This is a genomic window from Neobacillus sp. 204, assembly GCF_046562815.1.
Classification (GTDB): domain Bacteria; phylum Bacillota; class Bacilli; order Bacillales; family Cytobacillaceae; genus Neobacillus.
The window spans coordinates 51,747-69,746 of the sequence record NZ_JBJORY010000017.1 but is presented as its reverse complement, the minus strand read 5'-3'; the positions used below and the strand labels follow the sequence as shown (position 1 = coordinate 69,746).

Annotated in this window: 20 protein-coding genes and 2 pseudogenes; 5 read left to right on the top strand and 17 right to left on the bottom strand. The window is 37.6% G+C overall.

The annotated features are described in order from the left end of the window. The first annotated feature begins 95 nt into the window (after positions 1–95). From ACJ004_RS25930 to ACJ004_RS25920, 3 genes are all read left to right on the top strand, one after another. Entirely contained in the window at positions 96–1,118 is a 1,023-nt protein-coding gene (locus tag ACJ004_RS25930; RefSeq protein ID WP_410895997.1) for an NAD-dependent epimerase/dehydratase family protein, read from the top strand. 108 nt (positions 1,119–1,226) lie between these two features. Then, entirely contained in the window at positions 1,227–1,631 is a 405-nt protein-coding gene (locus ACJ004_RS25925) for a polysaccharide biosynthesis C-terminal domain-containing protein (RefSeq protein WP_410895996.1), read from the top strand. A 409-nt stretch (positions 1,632–2,040) separates the two neighbouring features. Then, a complete protein-coding gene (locus ACJ004_RS25920) occupies positions 2,041–2,610 on the top strand; it encodes a hypothetical protein (protein WP_410895995.1) in 570 nt (189 codons plus the stop codon). A 567-nt stretch (positions 2,611–3,177) separates the two neighbouring features. On the opposite strand, the gene ACJ004_RS25915 is transcribed toward ACJ004_RS25920, so the two are convergent. From ACJ004_RS25915 to rpsI (ACJ004_RS25895), 5 genes and pseudogenes are all read right to left on the bottom strand, one after another. Further along, positions 3,178–4,431 carry a UDP-glucose dehydrogenase family protein gene (locus tag ACJ004_RS25915; protein WP_410895994.1) on the bottom strand — a complete coding sequence of 418 codons (1,254 nt, stop codon included), beginning with the start codon at positions 4,429–4,431 and terminating at the stop codon, positions 3,178–3,180. Then, positions 4,428–5,591, bottom strand: a complete 1,164-nt coding sequence (locus tag ACJ004_RS25910) for an NAD-dependent epimerase/dehydratase family protein (protein WP_410895993.1) — start codon at positions 5,589–5,591, stop codon at positions 4,428–4,430. The genes ACJ004_RS25915 and ACJ004_RS25910 overlap by 4 nt, the downstream gene beginning before the upstream one ends. A 15-nt stretch (positions 5,592–5,606) precedes the next feature. After that, positions 5,607–6,395, bottom strand: a complete 789-nt coding sequence (gene rfbF, locus ACJ004_RS25905) for a glucose-1-phosphate cytidylyltransferase (protein ID WP_410895992.1) — start codon at positions 6,393–6,395, stop codon at positions 5,607–5,609. 73 nt (positions 6,396–6,468) lie between these two features. Then, positions 6,469–6,642 carry a P-loop nucleotide/nucleoside kinase family protein gene (locus tag ACJ004_RS25900; RefSeq protein ID WP_410895991.1) on the bottom strand — a complete coding sequence of 58 codons (174 nt, stop codon included), beginning with the start codon at positions 6,640–6,642 and terminating at the stop codon, positions 6,469–6,471. 156 nt (positions 6,643–6,798) lie between these two features. After that, positions 6,799–6,864, bottom strand: a pseudogene (rpsI, locus tag ACJ004_RS25895) (30S ribosomal protein S9); the annotation flags it as partial. A 466-nt stretch (positions 6,865–7,330) separates the two neighbouring features. On the opposite strand from rpsI (ACJ004_RS25895), the gene ACJ004_RS25890 reads away from it, so the two are divergent. Beyond that, entirely contained in the window at positions 7,331–9,010 is a 1,680-nt protein-coding gene (locus ACJ004_RS25890) for a NucA/NucB deoxyribonuclease domain-containing protein (protein ID WP_410895990.1), read from the top strand. A gap of 226 nt (positions 9,011–9,236) precedes the next feature. On the opposite strand, the pseudogene rpsI (ACJ004_RS25885) reads toward ACJ004_RS25890, so the two are convergent. From rpsI (ACJ004_RS25885) to ACJ004_RS25865, 5 genes and pseudogenes are all read right to left on the bottom strand, one after another. After that, a pseudogene (gene rpsI, locus ACJ004_RS25885) lies at positions 9,237–9,302 on the bottom strand (30S ribosomal protein S9); the annotation flags it as partial. A gap of 490 nt (positions 9,303–9,792) precedes the next feature. After that, positions 9,793–10,098, bottom strand: coding sequence for a dockerin type I domain-containing protein (locus ACJ004_RS25880; RefSeq protein WP_410895989.1), 306 nt, complete (start codon positions 10,096–10,098; stop codon positions 9,793–9,795). 190 nt (positions 10,099–10,288) lie between these two features. Then, positions 10,289–10,489 carry a hypothetical protein gene (locus ACJ004_RS25875; RefSeq protein ID WP_410895988.1) on the bottom strand — a complete coding sequence of 67 codons (201 nt, stop codon included), beginning with the start codon at positions 10,487–10,489 and terminating at the stop codon, positions 10,289–10,291. Positions 10,490–10,603: 114 nt separating this feature from the next. Beyond that, a complete protein-coding gene (locus ACJ004_RS25870) occupies positions 10,604–10,726 on the bottom strand; it encodes a hypothetical protein (protein WP_410895987.1) in 123 nt (40 codons plus the stop codon). A gap of 39 nt (positions 10,727–10,765) precedes the next feature. Then, positions 10,766–11,002 carry a hypothetical protein gene (locus ACJ004_RS25865; RefSeq protein WP_410895986.1) on the bottom strand — a complete coding sequence of 79 codons (237 nt, stop codon included), beginning with the start codon at positions 11,000–11,002 and terminating at the stop codon, positions 10,766–10,768. Here ACJ004_RS25865 and ACJ004_RS25860 point away from each other — a divergent pair. After that, on the top strand, positions 10,995–11,252 hold the full coding sequence (locus ACJ004_RS25860; protein ID WP_410895985.1) for a hypothetical protein: 258 nt from the start codon (positions 10,995–10,997) through the stop codon (positions 11,250–11,252). The genes ACJ004_RS25865 and ACJ004_RS25860 overlap by 8 nt on opposite strands. 86 nt (positions 11,253–11,338) lie before the next feature. Here ACJ004_RS25860 and ACJ004_RS25855 read toward each other — a convergent pair whose 3' ends face one another. The 7 genes from ACJ004_RS25855 to truA all read right to left on the bottom strand — a co-directional run bounded on the left by ACJ004_RS25855 (position 11,339) and on the right by truA (position 17,997). Beyond that, complete coding sequence (locus tag ACJ004_RS25855) at positions 11,339–11,563, bottom strand: hypothetical protein (protein WP_410895984.1); 225 nt, start codon at positions 11,561–11,563, stop codon at positions 11,339–11,341. Next, the gene (locus tag ACJ004_RS25850; protein WP_410895983.1) at positions 11,560–12,771 is read right to left on the bottom strand and encodes a Ger(x)C family spore germination protein; all 1,212 of its coding nucleotides are present in this window, start codon (positions 12,769–12,771) and stop codon (positions 11,560–11,562) included. The genes ACJ004_RS25855 and ACJ004_RS25850 overlap by 4 nt, the downstream gene beginning before the upstream one ends. Continuing rightward, entirely contained in the window at positions 12,768–13,877 is a 1,110-nt protein-coding gene (locus ACJ004_RS25845; protein WP_410895982.1) for a GerAB/ArcD/ProY family transporter, read from the bottom strand. The genes ACJ004_RS25850 and ACJ004_RS25845 overlap by 4 nt, the downstream gene beginning before the upstream one ends. Positions 13,878–13,891: 14 nt before the next feature. After that, positions 13,892–15,475, bottom strand: coding sequence for a spore germination protein (locus ACJ004_RS25840; RefSeq protein WP_410895981.1), 1,584 nt, complete (start codon positions 15,473–15,475; stop codon positions 13,892–13,894). A 676-nt stretch (positions 15,476–16,151) separates the two neighbouring features. Continuing rightward, entirely contained in the window at positions 16,152–16,544 is a 393-nt protein-coding gene (gene rpsI / locus ACJ004_RS25835) for a 30S ribosomal protein S9 (protein WP_026565721.1), read from the bottom strand. 20 nt (positions 16,545–16,564) lie between these two features. Beyond that, positions 16,565–17,002, bottom strand: coding sequence for a 50S ribosomal protein L13 (gene rplM, locus ACJ004_RS25830; RefSeq protein WP_218350803.1), 438 nt, complete (start codon positions 17,000–17,002; stop codon positions 16,565–16,567). Between the two features lie 254 nt (positions 17,003–17,256). Continuing rightward, positions 17,257–17,997 (bottom strand): tRNA pseudouridine(38-40) synthase TruA, encoded by a 741-nt coding sequence (gene truA / locus ACJ004_RS25825; RefSeq protein ID WP_410895980.1) that lies wholly within the window; start codon positions 17,995–17,997, stop codon positions 17,257–17,259. Positions 17,998–18,000 lie beyond the last annotated feature (3 nt).

The window sequence follows — 18,000 nt, the reverse complement described above, 5'->3', positions numbered from 1 at the left end:
ATACCTATTATGGGATAAGCTATTGGCAGTTTATCAACATGAGGGATCTTGGCAATGTATTGAAACAATGACAGATTTACAAATAATCATGAATAATGGGCAATATAGGCCATGGTAAAATTGTAAAGAAGTGGAGATGTTGTACTGTGAAAGGTGCTTTCACCAATAAAAGAGTGTTAATTACTGGAGCTAGCGGATTTATAGGGTCCCACCTCGTTAGAAGGATGGTTGAGGAAAATGCTGAAGTAAATATTATAGTAAGAGATGGATCCGATTTATGGCGGATTGACAGCCTTTTAAAAGACATTAAAATCCATCGGGCTGATTTAAGGGACTCTGAAAAAATAGATGTCTATATCAGAAAAATAAAACCTGATTATGTTTTTAATATGGCGGCTTACGGTGTTGATTCAAGACAAAAAGATTATTTTATTGCTGCTAATACCAATATCATAGGCACAATGAATATGCTAAATCCTTTAATTTCTGTAGGATGTAAAAAGTTCTTAAACATCGGTACGTGTATGGAGTATGGAGATAAAAAAGAAATAATTAAAGAAACTACTCACTTAGAACCATTCAATATTTACGGAAGCACTAAAGCTGCTAGTACTATTTTGGCACACCAAATTGCTGGAGAAAACAATATTGATATTGTTACTTTAAGGGCTTATGGGGTTTTTGGAGAAAATGAAGGAAATCATAAGTTTTTCCCCCATATTATCTTATCAATTCTAAATAATGCAGATGTTGATTTAACAGGTTGTGAGCAATACAGAGATTATAGTTATATAGAGAATCTCATCGATGGTTTTGTTTTGGCTGCTCAAAATGATGCAGTAAAAAACGAGATATTTAATATAGGTACTGGAATAATTCATCCTTTAAAATACTATGTTGATAAAGTTTTCGAAAAAATGGAAACTGTTAAGAAGCCTAATTATGGAGTTATACCCTACAGGTCAGGAGAAGTCTGGAAGCCCCACCCTGATATAAGTAAAATACAAAAAATATTAGGATGGGCTCCTAAAATAGGTTTTGATGAAGGTCTGGATAGAACAATACAGTGGTATGAAAGAAACAAAGGAAAATATATTGATGGATATCCATTGTACTAGATGGTCGCAGAGTGCTGAATAAAAAGGCACTAGAAGAAGCTTGCGTGAGATATATTGGTGTAGGGTTAGCTTAGCTCCTACAAATTTTTTCAGAAAGAAGTGATTTTTATGGGGAGATTAGGTGAATTTATCAACATTGATCCGTATCAAGATAAAAGAGGCATGCTAAAAAAAATAATCAAGAAAAGTCAACTGCCGGACAGTAGTGAAGTTGGGGAAGTATATTTGCTTTACTCAAACCAAAATAGTGTTAGAGGAAATCATTATCACAAAAATACCATTGAGTATTTCACGGTTATCTGTGGTAAAGCAAAGGTGGCTTTGAAGGATTTGTCTCAAGGGGTACGTGAGGAGTTTTATATGTCTGCCGATGACAACGTTGTACTAAAGATACCTCCCTATATGGTACACGCTTTTAACAACGAATACATTGATCCGTTGATTATTCTTGCTGTGTCATCAAAAGAGTATAGTGAATCTGATACTGACACCTATATTGATGAAATTCTTTAACTATATGTAAATCAATTAAATTTTAGGCCACATGCTGGTTAGAATATAGGCTACCTTGGTAATAAAAAATAGATAACTATTCTGCTTGTTAATACTTTACCGTGAATCAAATTCTCCAACAATCGGGCGTGATTGTTGAAGATTTTGATTTTATATATCCGTCAGATATATTTTTTATTTAGAGTTAGTCGTTATTTAGGTAAGTACTACTACATCATTTCTACTGTGACCACTACTCAAGCCATGTGGAATGTTGTTCACTACTTGTGAGGAAAAAATAAGATGTAATAGTGAGTAAGAGCCTTTTCATTTTTGAAAGGCTCTTTTATCATGAAATGGCTCCTGTCTAGTGCCAACTCAAACCGTAAGCATAAAATATATAAAATAGCAATTAGGAGTTGATGAATTTGTGCAGGATATTAAATCTATTTGTGTAGTTCAAGGGATAAATGAAGTAGAAGTAATAAATAATCCAACGTCGTATCCGCTAATCGGCAAGGGGGCACAAGGAGCCGTTTTTAGAATTTCTTCAGATAAATGTGTTAAAATTTATGGAAAACCAGAAAGGGCTCGTAAAGAGGGGGAAGTATTAAAAGTCGCACAGAAGTCTTCCATTATCCCAAGGCTTTATGAAGTAGGGCCAAACTATATTATTATGGAATATATTGAGGGTCCAACTTTATTTCAGTATTTACAGTCTGGAGGGGTCCTATCTGAAAATATTATAAAGGAAATTCTATTCGTGCTAAATGAAATGAAGCGTTTAAAGTTTACTAGATTGGACGCGGATATGCGTCACATTATCGTAACTAAGCAAGAACAATTAAAAGTAATAGACAATTACAACTCATATAGAACGATTCAGCCTAGACCTAAGCTATTGTTTAATGGTTTTAAAATTTTGGGTATATTGCCGTTGTTTTTGGAAAAGTTAAAAAAAATGGATCCGGAATCTTTTATGGATTGGAAAGATTTATAGACAAAAAAGTAACTCCCATTAATGATATAAGGAGTTACTTTTATATTGGTTTATTTTCAATGTTTGTTGTATTCATACTCTCTTGTCTTTCCGCGGTTATTTAATAATTAGTTTATGCTTATTGATACATCTCTTAGTGGAGGGAATTTCATTATAAGATGTACGGTGTATGTTCGAGTATCTACAGACCGTGAAGAACATAGATCGAAGGAAAAATATCAGGGATTTAACTTCTTTGAATAACGACAGGATAAATCAGCTAAAGATACAAAGAACCAACTGAATGAAAAACATGATTATATGCTTAAAGAAGGGCATAAGCTACAGAAATATGCCAAAGAGTTGGAGCAGATATTACATTTCAACGATTTGAATGAAGAGCTTCTTCATGAAGACATATCATAAAAAAGTGAAAATCTTTATCATGTTGTTCAATTGAGTTGTATAAATAATAAACCTTTATAGGCGTAATCCTTACTAAACGTTGAGCAGTAATAATGTTTCAACTGTTCAAACTCCTTTCAAGTTTAAATTTAGTCTGCAGATTAGGTATCCCTTAATCGTTAACTAATGGTAAATATAACGATAATCGAAAACGTTCTTTTTCTTTATCGACTCTTCATTTTTAATAAATTCATCCCAAGCAGTTAAAATGACAACATGATTAACCATTGAAAGCAGTGATGATAAGTTAGGGGAATATTGAATAGGAAAGCCATTTACCTCTTTAAACTCTTCGTTTGCCATAGGATCATAGGCGATGATATTTGTGTATCCTTTTTGAAGCAAACCTTGAATAATAGCTTTTGCCGGTGTATCCCTAATGTCATTTGAATTTGGCTTAAATGCTAACCCGAGGATTCCTATATTTTCATTTTTTTCAACTTTTCTTTCTACATCACTGACAACAAATTCTTTAATGGCTTCATTTACTTTTAGGGTACTTGTTAATAGTTCTGGTGTGTAAGAATTCTTTATGGACTGACTAACTAAAGCCATCGTATCTTTAGGAAGGCAGTAGCCGCCAAATCCACAACCGGGGAATACATAAGATGACATATTAGCTGGAGCGCCACTCCATCTTCTATCAAGATGTAAGACCTGAAAGGCATTTTTTATATCAATATTTCCGATGGACCTGGCGATTAGTGACTGTTCATTTGCGAAACTGATAAGAGTTGCCAGCATCGTGTTAGATAAATACTTAATAAATTCAGCAGTATTTAAAGAAACCCGGTAAGTCGGGGCATTAAAAGTTTGGTATATCGTTTCGACTATCTGTCCACTTTTATCATCTTCCTGGCCAATAACAATCCGATCTGGATTCATAAAATCGTCCCAAGCATATCCCTCTCTTAAAAATTCAGGATTATTGGTTAGGCCAATTTCAACTCCAACATTAAAACCTAAATTTTCTAGATACGGTGTAATCCTTTCACTTGTTGTGGATGGCGGAATAGTCGATTTGACCACTAATACTTTAAACTCCGGCTTTCTTATATAGCCTGCTACATTTTTAATTGCTTCCAATATATAGCCTAAATCCGCACTACCATCCGTTTTGCTCGGGGTTCCCACACAAAGAAAGATAACTTCACTGTTGATTACAGCTTCCTGTAAATCATCTGTAATCGTAAAACCTTTATTTAAGTGTTTATTTAATTTTTCATTAAGATTAGGTTCATAAAAGGGAATCTTACCATTTCTTAACTGGTCCTTCTTCTTTTGATCAATATCAAAACCGTAAACATGATACCCTTTCTCGCTAAATCCTAAAGCCGTTGTCAATCCAACAAATCCAAGGCCAATTACAGTGATCAATGAATTTCACCTTCTTCCTTCAAAAAGGTTAGAAAGCGATCGACACCTTCAACTATTGATATTGCTGGGGAATATTTTAAAAATTTTCTTGCCTTTGAAATATCAGGACATCTTCTTAATGGATTATGTGTTAGATAGCTCTTTTCTTCCGATTCTTTAAATTCTATTGACTGATTAAAACCAAAATTTGCTGAGCCTACATCCTTATAAATCTGAGCTAATTCTTTAATTGAAATTTCAGGTGTATCTATTCCTATATTAAAGTAGTCAAATGGTTCATATAGTAGCGCCTTTAAATAACCATTGATGGCATCTGTAACATAACAAAATGTTCGAGTTGGTTTTCCATCGGAGTGCATAATCAGTTTTTTATTCTCAATAATGGCTTTTGCAAAATCAGCAGGCACCCTTTTATCATTAAGTCTCATTCCGGGTCCATAATTATTAAATGGTCTGACAATTGAAATGGGCATACCAAATTTTTCGGCGTATAAGTAACATAGCGTCTCTCCAAATCGTTTTGCCTCATCATAGCATGCGCGCGGTCCTATCATAGCCACATTTCCTCTATACTCCTCGGAAGTCGGAATGTAATCCGGAAATGGATCACCATAAACTTCACTGCTAGAGAAAAACAAGAACCCTTTAATGTTTCTATCCTTATAAAAATCTAACAAAGCTCTTAGTCCTAATACATTAGCATCTAAGGTTTCAAGAGGATATTTTCTATAAAAGGTTGGCGAGGCAATCGAAGCCATGTGGATAATAAAATCAACATCGTTAATTTTATTAGTATCAAATAATGAAAACTCAGTAATATCAAAAGTGTATAATTCAATTTTTGGATTTAATTTCCTTAAATCTTTAATCCATTTGGGTTTTCCTAGTTTAAAATTGTCAATCCCAATAATCTTTTTAATACCAAGCTGCACTGAATAATCAGATAAAAATGACATGAAATAATAGCCTAAGAATCCGGCGCAACCCGTTATGAGGATTGATGAATTCTTAAGTTTTTCTATTTCTGTCTGATCAAGTTTATTAAATATATTTTGAAGATCTGACTGATAGATATTGTGTTTTTCATATAAATCCAAGGTATCTACCTCCACATTCATTCTTTTAAATAAAACAATTGCACCAATTACAGAGGCATCCACTAAAAACTGTTGTTCTTAATTATTTTTATCCCATATTTTCCAAGGTGCTTTACTGGACTCCCACATTTCTTGTAAATATTTCTTATCCCGTAAAGTATCCATTGGATACCAAAAACCATTATGTTTATATGCCATTAATTGACCATCTTTAGCAAGGTTTTCTAACGGCTCCTTTTCAAATATGGTTTGTTCGCCGTTGTTCAGGTACTTAAATACCTCTGGCTGCAATACAAAAAAGCCAGCATTTATCCAACCGCCATCTCCTTGTATTTTCTCCTGAAACTTCTCTACTCTCTGATCATTGGACAAGGATAAAACTCCAAACCTGCCCTGAGGCTGTGTAGTTGTTAATGTAGCCAGCTTCCCATGTGAGCGATGGAATTCTACTAATTCCTTAATATTTACATCACTTACTCCATCACCATACGTCAACATAAAAGATTCATTACCAACATAATCCTGCACTTTCTTAATTCGGCCACCAGTCATTGTATTTAAGCCCGTGTCAACCAAGGTAACCTTCCAAGGTTCAACCGAATGCTGGTGAATAATAAATTCATTTCCCTTTTGAAAATCAAATGTTAAATCAGAATTATATAGGTAATAATTTAAAAAATACTCCTTGATTACATGGCTCTTATACCCTAAACAGATAATAAAGTCGTTATAACCATAACTAGAGTAAAGCTTCATGATATGCCATATGATGGGCTTGTCACCAATCTCTATCATAGGTTTAGGCTTTAAATGGGTTTCTTCACTTATTCTTGTGCCAAACCCCCCAGCTAAAATTAAGACCTTCACATTTTCACTCCTTTCCTAATGTTATTTTTAAGGAGGTTCTTTGTTAATGAAAGAATATTTTTCCATATAATAGCTAACATTTCTTCCCACGGAGGTTGTTCTTTCCTCCGAACATTAATTTGATTAAGTCACCTTCTATTAATGCAGCTTTTTCTATCTCCTTGGCAAGTGCCTTTGTAACTGTCGATTTACCAACTCCATATAGACCTGAAATAATATAAATGGAGCTATTGTTTCTTTTATGCATATTAAGTTTCCTCTCCAGTGCCTTGTGAATAAGTAATTAAGGATATCTATAAAGATTATGCGTATACAAATCATCTTGTGCAATGAGGACAAAAGCAATTTTTGTATAAAAAAAACTCCAACCAAATTGGTTGAGAGCCTTTGAAAACGTTGAAAATTAACGTTTTGAGAACTGAGGCGCACGACGAGCACCTTTAAGACCGTATTTCTTACGTTCTTTCATTTATAAATTCAATATAGGAAAAACGAATTAAAGCATTTCTTAAAAAGCCTGTAAAGCAGGCTTTTTTATGTTTATTTTACAATTGAAAGTTAAACCATTCTATATGTTTCGTGGTCAAAAAGAGGTCAAAGATTACATCATCCCGCCCATCACTCTTTTGAAGAAATACGATTACTCCACACGTCCGAGACGTAGATTTTTAGTAGGAATTTCTACATGTTAAAATTTCCCTAATAAATTTTTATGTATAATCCTGAAGCATCGAAAATTCCACTTTTTTAACACCGTTATCCCTGCTCTCGATAAGGAATAAACGAGTTTAGCCACATTTTTCGTAATTATACCAAACAATTCCTTTGCAAAAAGCTTCAAATTAATTGGGAATCAAGTTAGTTCATAAGACATTATTTATATTTTTGACAGTGGTGTATATTGAAATGGTAAAAATATACAAGGGAGGGATTTAATGTATAGATCATTTAGGTATGTTCTATCCATGGTTTTTACAACGTTCTTGGCAATGGGGATCTTAACTCCAGTTGAGGCTCAATCCAATCCACAGGGCGGTGGTTATTGGCTCCAAGAAAGTAAGGTGAAGCAGGCTGCCCAGCTTATGCAACAAGGGAAGTCAATAGAAGGAGCCGGTGTGAGACCTGCACAGCCACAAGCCAGCCAAGGATTTAAGACGTTACAAGAAATGAGAAAAGAGGATCAAAATAGTTCTGTATCGTACCAATCACAGCCAGGTGCACCACAGCTCACAGCAGAGGGATGGAGCCCGCCAAAATTCGAGTATGATTATATTACAACAACCGATGAGTGCCGTCAAAATAAAGCCAGCGGAACTGAAACAGGCTGGATTAAAAACCATTATGCGTTCTGCTGGTCCCATGTCGCTACCTATCAAGTACCGAGAAAGTGCTATTTGGGAATTTGTTCCTACGACGGTGTCCAGTTCCAATTCACGGAAATCGGGTATGGTTCCAATCACGACCGAAAAATGCGCGTTGTCTATTACCTTGACGATATCCTGATTACAAACCCGGCATTAAATGGAGCAAAGCTGAAAATCGATTTTAGCTGTGATCCCAAAATTAATCCGGGGGACTGCAAAGAAGACCCGGACACACCTGCAGTTGAACGAACGATTGCTCAATGGAAAAATAACAACTATGGTATAAAGAACTTTCTCTCAGATGCACCCCCGGCAGATGATAACAATCCTGATCGAATCGGATATATGGAATTCTGGCCAAAACTCACCGTTACGCATGCACCAAGAAAATTTAAGAAATCAATCGATGGCATAAAACAAACCATACGATTCGATTCGGCTACTTACATGTTTGCCTTTCCTGACCAGTATTTTCGAAATGGAGCAATATTCAGCAAAACAGATGCTGTATTAAAGGTTCCAATTACAGATCCTGATTTTTCGATTCTCGAGGAAGCAGGAGAGCATTGGAAGTTTGCGATGGATCATCCGGAACAAACGATACCTACCGTTCTGGGGAAAAAAATCCCCGGTGCTTTAGGTGACAGGCCGCTGACCCGTTTGTATACGAGAAGGCATCCTGAAGAGTATGCGAAAAACAGGAATAAAACACGATCCACGTGCGATAGGGAATTTAAAAATGAAGACCGGACCGGCAAGCAATGCGATGAATTTCCTTTTGCTTCGACCTGGGAAGGTTCGGCGATGAACGGACAGGACTGGTTCTCTATTCGTCTGATTTCCGCCGATTCCAATCAAGCAGCAGGGTCTTGGCTGGGCTCTTGGTATGCCTATGACCGCATTCTCGATCGAGATCCGTTCTATGTCGAGGTTGAAGCACCGGTCGAAGTTGCCTCGATTCGTTCAGAGGGAGCACCTCAAGACGGGCAGGATCATCGTTCAAGCGGCAACTTTAAAATCGACAACATCCCGCCATATGCAACTAAGCTAAAATGGACCATTACAGATGGACCGGCCGATGCCCATTTTGATGTCATGCATGACGACAGCTTCGGAATTGATGAAACAATTTTCTATGACCTTCATAATGGATCAATTACTGAGATTAAAAAGAGTGACGACCTATACATCGCAAACCCAACCAATACCGGCGGAAAAAGCTTCACTGTACACGTCACCGCGATCCCTTAAGCGTTTGGTTAAAATAGTCTAAAAACTTATATCCGTAAATTACTATATTAAAACTAAGAACCATGCTAAACTAAGCATCAACTTTCTATTCTAAGTTTTGGGGTCCTTCCTGCTTAATGGGCAGGAGGGACCCTCCCAATATACGGCGGCACAAACTCCTCAAGAGCATTATTAGAGATAAAAAAGACCCCCAACCAATGGTTGAGAGTCTTTTGAAAAATACCAATTAACGTTTTGAGAACTGAGGCGCACGACGAGCACCTTTAAGACCGTATTTTTTACGCTCTTTAATTTATATATTTAATACGAAGAAAAATAAAACAATACAGTACATAAAAAAACCTAATTAAAGGGGCTTTTTTAGGTGAATTGAAAATTGGGTTATACATCGTTCTACATGTTTCGCGGTCAAAAGGCGGTCACAAATCCTTAGAAATGTTTACATCATGCCACCCATTCCTGACTATGTATAATACAATGTAATCAAAATATAAAAGCTGCTTCTTATAAAGGTTTAATTAACCCATGCTAAAAAATAATGTCGAATGAAATAACAATTTATTGCGGACTAACTCCAAATAATATTGAAATTATTCGGCTTGTTAGTATGTAATAATGTTTAAGAGGTGACATATTTGTACTCAAGGATCGTTCATGAGTTTTCATTAGGGGGATAATTGTAGCACCTTACCTTTTTTATGGATATAATTTATAAAAATTTCAATAAACCATAAAAAACCACCAGCAAAGCTGGTGGCCAATGATTCTCTATCAAATTTTGCTTAACCTAATGGTTTAATGTAATCTTCCAATACCTTCCCTTTATATCTTGTTACCGGTGGTTTATTGGCACTAGCATCAGGGTTTTTCAGCAGATAATTTTGCTTTACATACTGTAAATCCTTCGAATCTACGATACCATCAAAATTGATATGTACATTTCGATCGTTTGTATTAAGCTTTTCAGTAATATATACTGCATCAAGGATATCTATGACATTATCATTGTTAACGTCACCGGCTCTCATTGTTGCGTAGTAGAAATACTTAAGTTTTCCAACGTCCATTCCATCGTATGCATCTACCATTTCATCTACCTTAACATGTCTCTCAAAGTGTCCAGGTATCTTGATAACGACTTCATAGGACTGATCTAGTAATGGAAGATTCGGTACTGAGAATCTTGCAGCACTGTTGATGGTTGCATCATAACGTTTTCCATCCGTGCCGCCGATAATATAACCTCTGCCCCTACCTTTGAATAGTCCTTTTTAGGATCTAACCATAAAAATCCATTAGGGACAAAGCCATCTGGCAGGAATCCCCCCCCTCAAGAATGGAGTAGGTTGGAATGATATTGATTCCTTGACCGAATTTGTTGTTTATCGTCATTTGTGGTTGACCTAAAATATTTGCTTTGGCAGTTTGAATACCAAATTGTTGAATCCATTTTGTGTAAAAAGCTGGTTTATCCTTCACTTTGAAAGCTCTTGCGTAGTGCCATCTTGGTCCCCTCCCTCTTTTTCGATAAATATTTGAAGTGCAGTTTTTTTATTTTAATAATTTTGTTATTGCTGAAGAGGTTTGCTTCTCCTAAACATTTTTAACACATACCACTTTTCTTTTGTTTTTCTTTCCCTTTAATGTTTTATGATACACTCCGCATTTCTTGAACAGTCCATATTTCACACCATCGATTTTGATTTTTACATTCATCCGTATTCCTCCTCAAATTAATTTATATAAACCCTCACCTTAAACGGCATTTCCTACCTGTTTCAGCACATCTAAGATAAGAGGGGATACCTGAATTAAGACGTAGCCTAAACTTGCATTTTGGATTGTCGTCCATGCTTTTTCTGAATTACCCATCATAAAGAAGAGGCAGGCTCCGACGATGATTACTGATGCCACTGGGAAACTTAACGCCACTAATACATCGACTACTGGATCTAACACATGGGCCAATGCTGATAATGTTTGTGTGCCCATCCAAGCCTTTGCCCCAGCTTCCACTGCAACCGGAGCGACTACTGGGATTGCATTGGTGGAAGCGAATGCTGTCATAGCAAAACTTAAAGTCCCAACTGCCCCACATGTAGCTAACGGAAGAATGGCTGCACTTGCGATTTTGGTGGTTTTCTTACGCGCCTGTGGGGTCTCCCTTGACCTGTTTTTCCCGCAGGAGTCGAGCGCCTTCCGCTCCCAATCAACATTGTGGCAAAATCAACAATGTTCTTAAACAGAGCAAAAAAAAAAAAAAATATCCCAATGTAGGGATATTAAAAGGTGTCAGGCACCATGAAAGGTCCCTGACACTTGGTTATGTTACTCAAGAAGTTTTCCGAGAGGTTTGTATAATACGTCAATTAATTCTGTTGGACCGGGAGCATCCGGAAAAAAGATTAAGAGGTTAGCCACAAGCCATCCAAGGACTGAAAAGATAATTAAAACCGCTCTTTCTTTTTTTTGATTTTGGTTTAGTTTTGATAATTGGTACATAGCCATGCACAGAACAAGAAAAGAAGTTCCTAATATAGAACCCCATTTCATTCCTCCTTCACCTCTTTCTTAGGAAACTGCGGAAGAACAGAATTCATTCCTTGTCTGCGTATCTTTATTTTCGCAGCGACGGTTACTTCTACGTTCGGAAAAATTACATGCCAACGATCTTTTTCTTTTTTCCATATTTCAGGGTATTCGCGGTGAAAGGCGTCTGCAAAACCAAAAACATCTGCCTTCATATCCTTTTGAACTTCCTTTAATGTTTCGTTCACTCTTTTAGCAAGTTGGACATTTAATTGGTGCTCTAAAGACTTTACTACTCTAGGATTGGTCACGTCTAAATTTGTTGTATTTTGTATGATATCATCTTCTGCTTCCGCTTCGAGTATGACTTCCCATTTTTCATTTTTTATTTTCGGAATGATTTTTGAATTAGCCCGCAGTAAATTCATGGAAACATATCCTTTTTCATCTTTAGGTGTAACGGTGATGACAGCATACTTAATTTCGTCTCTAAGCCACAAAAGACCCCTAGTAACGGAATCATCAATTTTACCAACCATTTTATCCCTCTTAAATATCGCCGTTCCGGTAATATAGGCGATGGTTTGCTTTTTTTCCTGCCCTTCGATTGGAGGAAGAATCTTAATCCATGGAACAGCCGTATCGCCAGCTTCGCTTACCAACATTTCCGCGAAATCCTTGGTCGTAACTGTCATTCCTAGTTTTTGTTCTCCCAATTCTCGTACTACTTCTGCAATATCACGTTCTAGCGGAGAAATAAGACTTAATATTTTTTGGGCTTTCTGTTTGCTGATAAATAATTGAGATCGTTCCCTAAACTCTGGCATGCGAAGGAATAAATCAATATGCTCCGCAATTCCCTCTTTAGCAATCGCCTCATCGAAGATAAATACTTCACAATGTCCCCAGAAAATTTGGCGCGATATCTTTTCTTGAAGGATAGACATAGCTTCAGCAAAGGTTTTTCCTTGTGCAGATCGTATCAATGTCTGCATACTTCCTCCGCCGCCGCCCTCCATTCCCTGCTCGCTTCCCCCACTGACTTTCGGTACATATAAAAGAACAGTAATCTCCAATTTCCCATCTTGTTTTTTATCAATACCGGCAGCCCTTATCAAGGCAATATCGTTTATCTCTTTTCTATCCCAACAGCCGGAAAGCAAAAAAACAAAAAGAAGGAAGAAAGGAAAAAGAAATTTCTTTGGGGAGGTTTGCCAAAAATGCCGATTCATCCTGTTACTGACCCTTTCATTTGCTTTCTTTTCTTTTTAATCCATGCAATGATGAGCAGCATCACAGGAATTCCAACCTGAATGGATAGCATATAAAAAGCAGCCGATGTACTTAGAAAGTGAGATAATTCCTGCAAATTCGGCGCTGACCATACCCCTAATAAAATTAACAGAAAGCCTACGGGCAATATGATGGGCCGAAAATCAGAAAGCTTCAGTAACTGGGCAGTCCCAAGAACAAGTGCATAATAAAAGACCGTAATTTTAACAAATGTTCCAGCTACCCATATAGCCATTACAATCACTTCCAAATGGCCCAAAAAATCGGCAATACTAATATACCGAGCCGCTACCATAACAGGATAAGTTAAGGAAGCTGTCAATTTTCCAAATAACAAAAGGGACATAATATTCGTAAGCACCATATAAACCATTACACTCAAAACCGAAATCATCCCCCATTTCATCCCTTTATCACGATTGGTTAAATAGGGGAAGAAAAAAGAGACAAGGATAAATTCACTAAACCAGCTTTGCAGGACAACCGATCCTTTAAAGGATGGTCCTAAACCGTTTTCCAGCATCGGAAAAAAATTTTTGGTGTCTAAATCTTTAAACAGCATGATAAAAATACTTAAATAAAGGACTAACAAAACTGGGACAATCATTTCTGAGCATCTCCCAATCACTTCAAGGCCTCCATAAACTGCCATAGAGGAAACAAGAACCATTACGGCAAACACAACCACCATAGGGGTATGATGAAGGAAGGTGACCGATACAAACTCTCCATATTCACGGACAATAATGCCAGTAATATGAAAATAAAAAAACACGAAAACGACGCCAAGAATTTTTCCTGGAATTTTCCCTAAAATTTGTTCGCTGTATTCAAAGATCGTTTCATTCGGATAGAGCTTATGAAGTCGATAGGCAATAAATACAATTATAAAACCCACGAAAGAAGCCCAAATCGGCGATAACCACAAATCTTGTTTGGCTGTTTTGGCTGTTATCGCAGGGACAAGTAGTAAACCGGTTGCCAAAATGGTCGGATTCATCATAAATGCCATTTGTAAGGCCGATATCTTGCCTCGTTCAAGCATGTCCTCTTCAACTCCTATTCCGTACCCTTAAGTGGATCAGGTTTCTGTCCTTCTTGCTGTCGATTTGTATTAGAATATCCCGTCAATCGAGGGCGCTTTCTAAGGGACCACCACGGTGCTCTAATCAATACATCTTTCATCTCTTCTCCCTTCATGGGTGCCAACGAAGACAGATATGGAACACCAAAAGAACGTACAGTGTTTAAATGAACAATAATGGTAAGAATGCCAAGCATAATCCCTAGTAACCCTAATGTCCCCGCCGCCACCATCATTGGGAAGCGGAGCATTCTAATAGCGGTGGATGCGTTGTAACGGGGGATGGCAAAGGAAGCAATTCCTGTAATGGCTACCACCATGACCATTGGTGCCGATACTAGCCCCGAAGAGACCGCAGCCTGGCCAATGACCAATGCCCCAACAATACTGACTGCAGAACCGACTTGTTTGGGCAGCCGGATTCCCGCCTCCCTAATCGCTTCAAAAGTAAGCTCCATAATAATCGCTTCAATAAGCGCTGGAAACGGAACTTGCTCTCTTGACTGAGCCACGCTTAACAATAGGGTAGTTGGAAGCATCTCTTGATGATAGGTAAGAATCGCCACATAGCTAGAAGGAAGCAGCAAGGCGATTAATATAAAAATATAACGTAACCAGCGAATGAGCGTTCCGATCATGAAACGTTGATAATAATCCTCCGAAGCCTGAAACAAAGAATAAAGTGTGGTTGGTGCTATTAGCACAAAAGGTGTTCCATCAACGATGATGACCACACGACCTTCCAGCAAACTTGATGCCGCAACATCGGGCCGTTCTGTATTTAAAATTTGCGGGAACGGGGAAAAAGGATAATCCTCGATGAACTCCTCGATATAGCCGCTTTCCAATACACCGTCAATATCAATTCGGCTCAGCCTGTTATGGACTTCATCAAGCAGATGATGGTCAACGATCCCCTCGATATACATATAAACAATTTGAGTTTGGCTATAACGCCCCACGGTTAATGATTTCATTTTTAAATCAGGGCTCTTTATTTTCCTTCGTAAGAGCGTAATATTAACACTTAAGGTTTCCGTAAAACCATCCCTCGGACCGCGAACGACGGATTCAGCCACCGGTTCTTCAATGGCGCGTTTTTCCCATTTCGCCAGCCCTAAGGTGATGCCATGTGTCTGCTGATCAATGAGAATAACCGGATTCCCTGAAGAAATTTCCTGAATGGCTTGTTTGATGGTATTTACAGGATTCACCTTCGAAACGGACAGCTTTTGCTCAAGAATTGCTTGAATGTCTGTGAGTCTTGCTGTATCCTGCTGCATAAGCGGCGAAAGCACGTTTTTATCTAGTTCTTCAATATTCGCTAAACCTTCCGTATAAATAAGAAAAGCTTTGGTTTCATTGCCAATTAAAAATCGACGGAAAATAACATCAGGACAGTCAGAGAAAGTAGATTTTAAAACGGTTTCATTTTCAAATACATCACTTGAAAGTGCTTCCAGTTCCTTATTTTGCTCCTCTTCACTTTCCTGTTGATTATGTCTTATCCATTCTTCCTTTTGGGATTTAAGTGTTTTTATTTTTCGACGAAAAGCCATCATGAATTCCTCTTTAATGTATATGTGGGATAAAGTATTCGCTTATTTTAGTATGCATTCTAATGGTTTTAATATCCAAAAAAAGAATATTTTTTCACCCTGCAGGAACATTAGGGGCAATTCCTAGAACTGGATACAATAACTTATGTTTCTTTTCCAAACGCCTAAAACAGCCAAATCTAAACGTTTAATTAGCTTGGATAGTCTCCAAATCCTCTCATTATTAAAAAAATGGCGTATACGACAACTGGAGGCTAATATAGCCGTCAGAAATACCACAGATTATAACAACATGGTTTTTACACGGGATGACTGTACTCCTATTCGTTTAGCATATCCTAATGAGAAACTTGACATTGTGATTAAAAAATACAATCTTCACAGAATAACCATCCATGGGTTACGTCATACACATGCATCATTATTATTCGAAGCTGGGGCGAGTAAAAGGAGGTTCAGGAAAGGTTAGGACATGAAGATATAAAAATGACGATGAACATCTACACACACGTCACAAACACTCTAAAAGAGCAAACAGCGAAAAAGTTCCAGAGGTACCTTGAGTTTTGATTTGCGGTCAAAAAATATTTTCGCGGTCAAAATGTGGTCAAAAGCAATTTTCGAACAAAAAAAGACCCCCAACCAAAATGGTTGAGAGCCTTCGAAACGTTGATAATTAACGTTTTGAGAACTGAGGCGCACGACGAGCACCTTTAAGACCGTATTTCTTACGTTCTTTCATACGTGGATCACGAGTTAATAATCCAGCGCGCTTTAATGTTGGACGGAATTCAGGGTCAGCTTGTAATAATGCACGAGCAACACCATGACGGATTGCTCCAGCTTGACCAGTGTATCCACCGCCGCTTACGTTTACAAGAACATCGTAGCTTCCAACAGTTTCAGTAGCTACTAATGGTTGTCTTACAACAACACGTAAAGCTTCAAATGGGATATAATCTTCGATTTCACGACCATTAACAATAATTTTACCTGTGCCTGGTACTAAACGCACACGTGCGACAGAACTCTTACGGCGACCTGTACCGATATATTGAACTTGTGCCAAGTTAATTCCCTCCCTCTTTATTAACCGCGAAGTTCGTAAACTTCAGGTTGTTGTGCTTGGTGCGGATGTTCGCTGCCAGCATATACATGTAATTTTTTAAACATTTGACGGCCAAGAGAATTCTTTGGAAGCATACCTTTAACAGCAAGCTCGATCATTTTCTCAGCATAGTTAGTACGCATTTCTAGAGCTGTTCTTTGCTTTAAACCACCTGGGTGATTAGTGTGACGGTAGTAAATCTTGTCAGTTAATTTCTTACCAGTAAGTTCTACTTTAGAAGCGTTAAGAATGATTACATTATCACCAGTGTCAACATGTGGTGTAAAAGTTGGTTTGTTTTTACCACGTAAAATTGATGCTACTTCAGAAGCAAGACGTCCAAGAGTTTTGCCCTCAGCATCAATTACGTACCATTTACGCTCGATAGTGTTGGCATTTGCCATAAACGTTGTACGCATGAGTTTCCCTCCTAATTTAAATCCATAAAAGATTATTGTTTTCGCACTTTTAAAGTAATTAGAATTCGATTCTGTTCCGGGAATGAACATCTAATACCCTTGTGCGGTTAAGTTTGTATTCATATATTTTCAATCACGATGAAGACTTTCCGGGGCTTTATCGTGGGATTAAAAACACGCACATATAATATAATAAGTTCTACTGGCCGATATGTCAAGAAAATGTTACACCAGGTAAAGTTGTTTAGATTATTTTATTCATAAAATACTTCCCAAAGATATAAACCGTGGCCAGGAGCTGTTTTTCCAGAGTACTTCCGGTCCCTATGCGCTAAAATAATCGGGATATCCTCTGGGCTGCGTTCACCTGATCCGACCTCTAATAAAGTTCCCACCAAAATACGAACCATATTGTATAAAAAGCCATTTCCCACAAAGCGGATCGTCAATAATTCATTTTCGCGGGTAAAATCAATCGTTTCAATTGTTCGAACTTTATCTACCACTTCTGTTTTTGCGGCACAAAAACTAGTAAAGTCATGAGTACCTAGGAAAAATTTACTTGCTTCCTCCATCGCATTCAAATCTAAAGGGAATGGATATTGATAAGCAAATTTCCGCCGAAAGGGATCCCACTTTGAAGATAAATGAAGTACATAGCGGTATTCCTTGCCTTTCGCATCAAATCGCGCATGAAAAGACTCCTCCACCGATACAACTGAAAGAACAGACAAATCCTCAGGAAGCAGTGAATTCAACGCTTTTTCCCATTTTTCTTCAGGAATTTGAAGTGGGGAATCAAAATGAATCACTTGTCCTTTTGCATGGACACCCGCATCCGTTCGACCAGAAGCGAAGACCTTCACTTCTTTGCCTTTATGCATTTTTGTTAAAACAGATTCTAATACAGATTGCACGGTCCGCTTATTCGGCTGAACCTGATAACCCGAAAATCCAGAACCATCATAGGAAATGATACATTTATACCTTGGCATCTT

What these genes read in the sequence shown, in the direction of transcription:
- ACJ004_RS25930 (WP_410895997.1), top strand. Translation starts at nt 96, where the DNA reads ATGGGCAATATAGGCCATGGTAAAATTGTAAAGAAGTGGAGATGTTGT.
- ACJ004_RS25925 (WP_410895996.1), top strand. Translation starts at nt 1,227, where the DNA reads ATGGGGAGATTAGGTGAATTTATCAACATTGATCCGTATCAAGATAAA.
- ACJ004_RS25900 (WP_410895991.1), bottom strand. Translation starts at nt 6,642, where the DNA reads ATGCATAAAAGAAACAATAGCTCCATTTATATTATTTCAGGTCTATAT.
- ACJ004_RS25890 (WP_410895990.1), top strand. Translation starts at nt 7,331, where the DNA reads ATGTATAGATCATTTAGGTATGTTCTATCCATGGTTTTTACAACGTTC.
- ACJ004_RS25880 (WP_410895989.1), bottom strand. Translation starts at nt 10,098, where the DNA reads ATGGTAGATGCATACGATGGAATGGACGTTGGAAAACTTAAGTATTTC.
- ACJ004_RS25870 (WP_410895987.1), bottom strand. Translation starts at nt 10,726, where the DNA reads ATGAATGTAAAAATCAAAATCGATGGTGTGAAATATGGACTGTTCAAG.
- ACJ004_RS25865 (WP_410895986.1), bottom strand. Translation starts at nt 11,002, where the DNA reads ATGGGCACACAAACATTATCAGCATTGGCCCATGTGTTAGATCCAGTA.
- ACJ004_RS25855 (WP_410895984.1), bottom strand. Translation starts at nt 11,563, where the DNA reads ATGAAATGGGGTTCTATATTAGGAACTTCTTTTCTTGTTCTGTGCATG.
- ACJ004_RS25850 (WP_410895983.1), bottom strand. Translation starts at nt 12,771, where the DNA reads ATGAATCGGCATTTTTGGCAAACCTCCCCAAAGAAATTTCTTTTTCCT.
- ACJ004_RS25845 (WP_410895982.1), bottom strand. Translation starts at nt 13,877, where the DNA reads ATGCTTGAACGAGGCAAGATATCGGCCTTACAAATGGCATTTATGATG.
- ACJ004_RS25840 (WP_410895981.1), bottom strand. Translation starts at nt 15,475, where the DNA reads ATGGCTTTTCGTCGAAAAATAAAAACACTTAAATCCCAAAAGGAAGAA.
- rplM (WP_218350803.1), bottom strand. Translation starts at nt 17,002, where the DNA reads ATGCGTACAACGTTTATGGCAAATGCCAACACTATCGAGCGTAAATGG.
- truA (WP_410895980.1), bottom strand. Translation starts at nt 17,997, where the DNA reads ATGCCAAGGTATAAATGTATCATTTCCTATGATGGTTCTGGATTTTCG.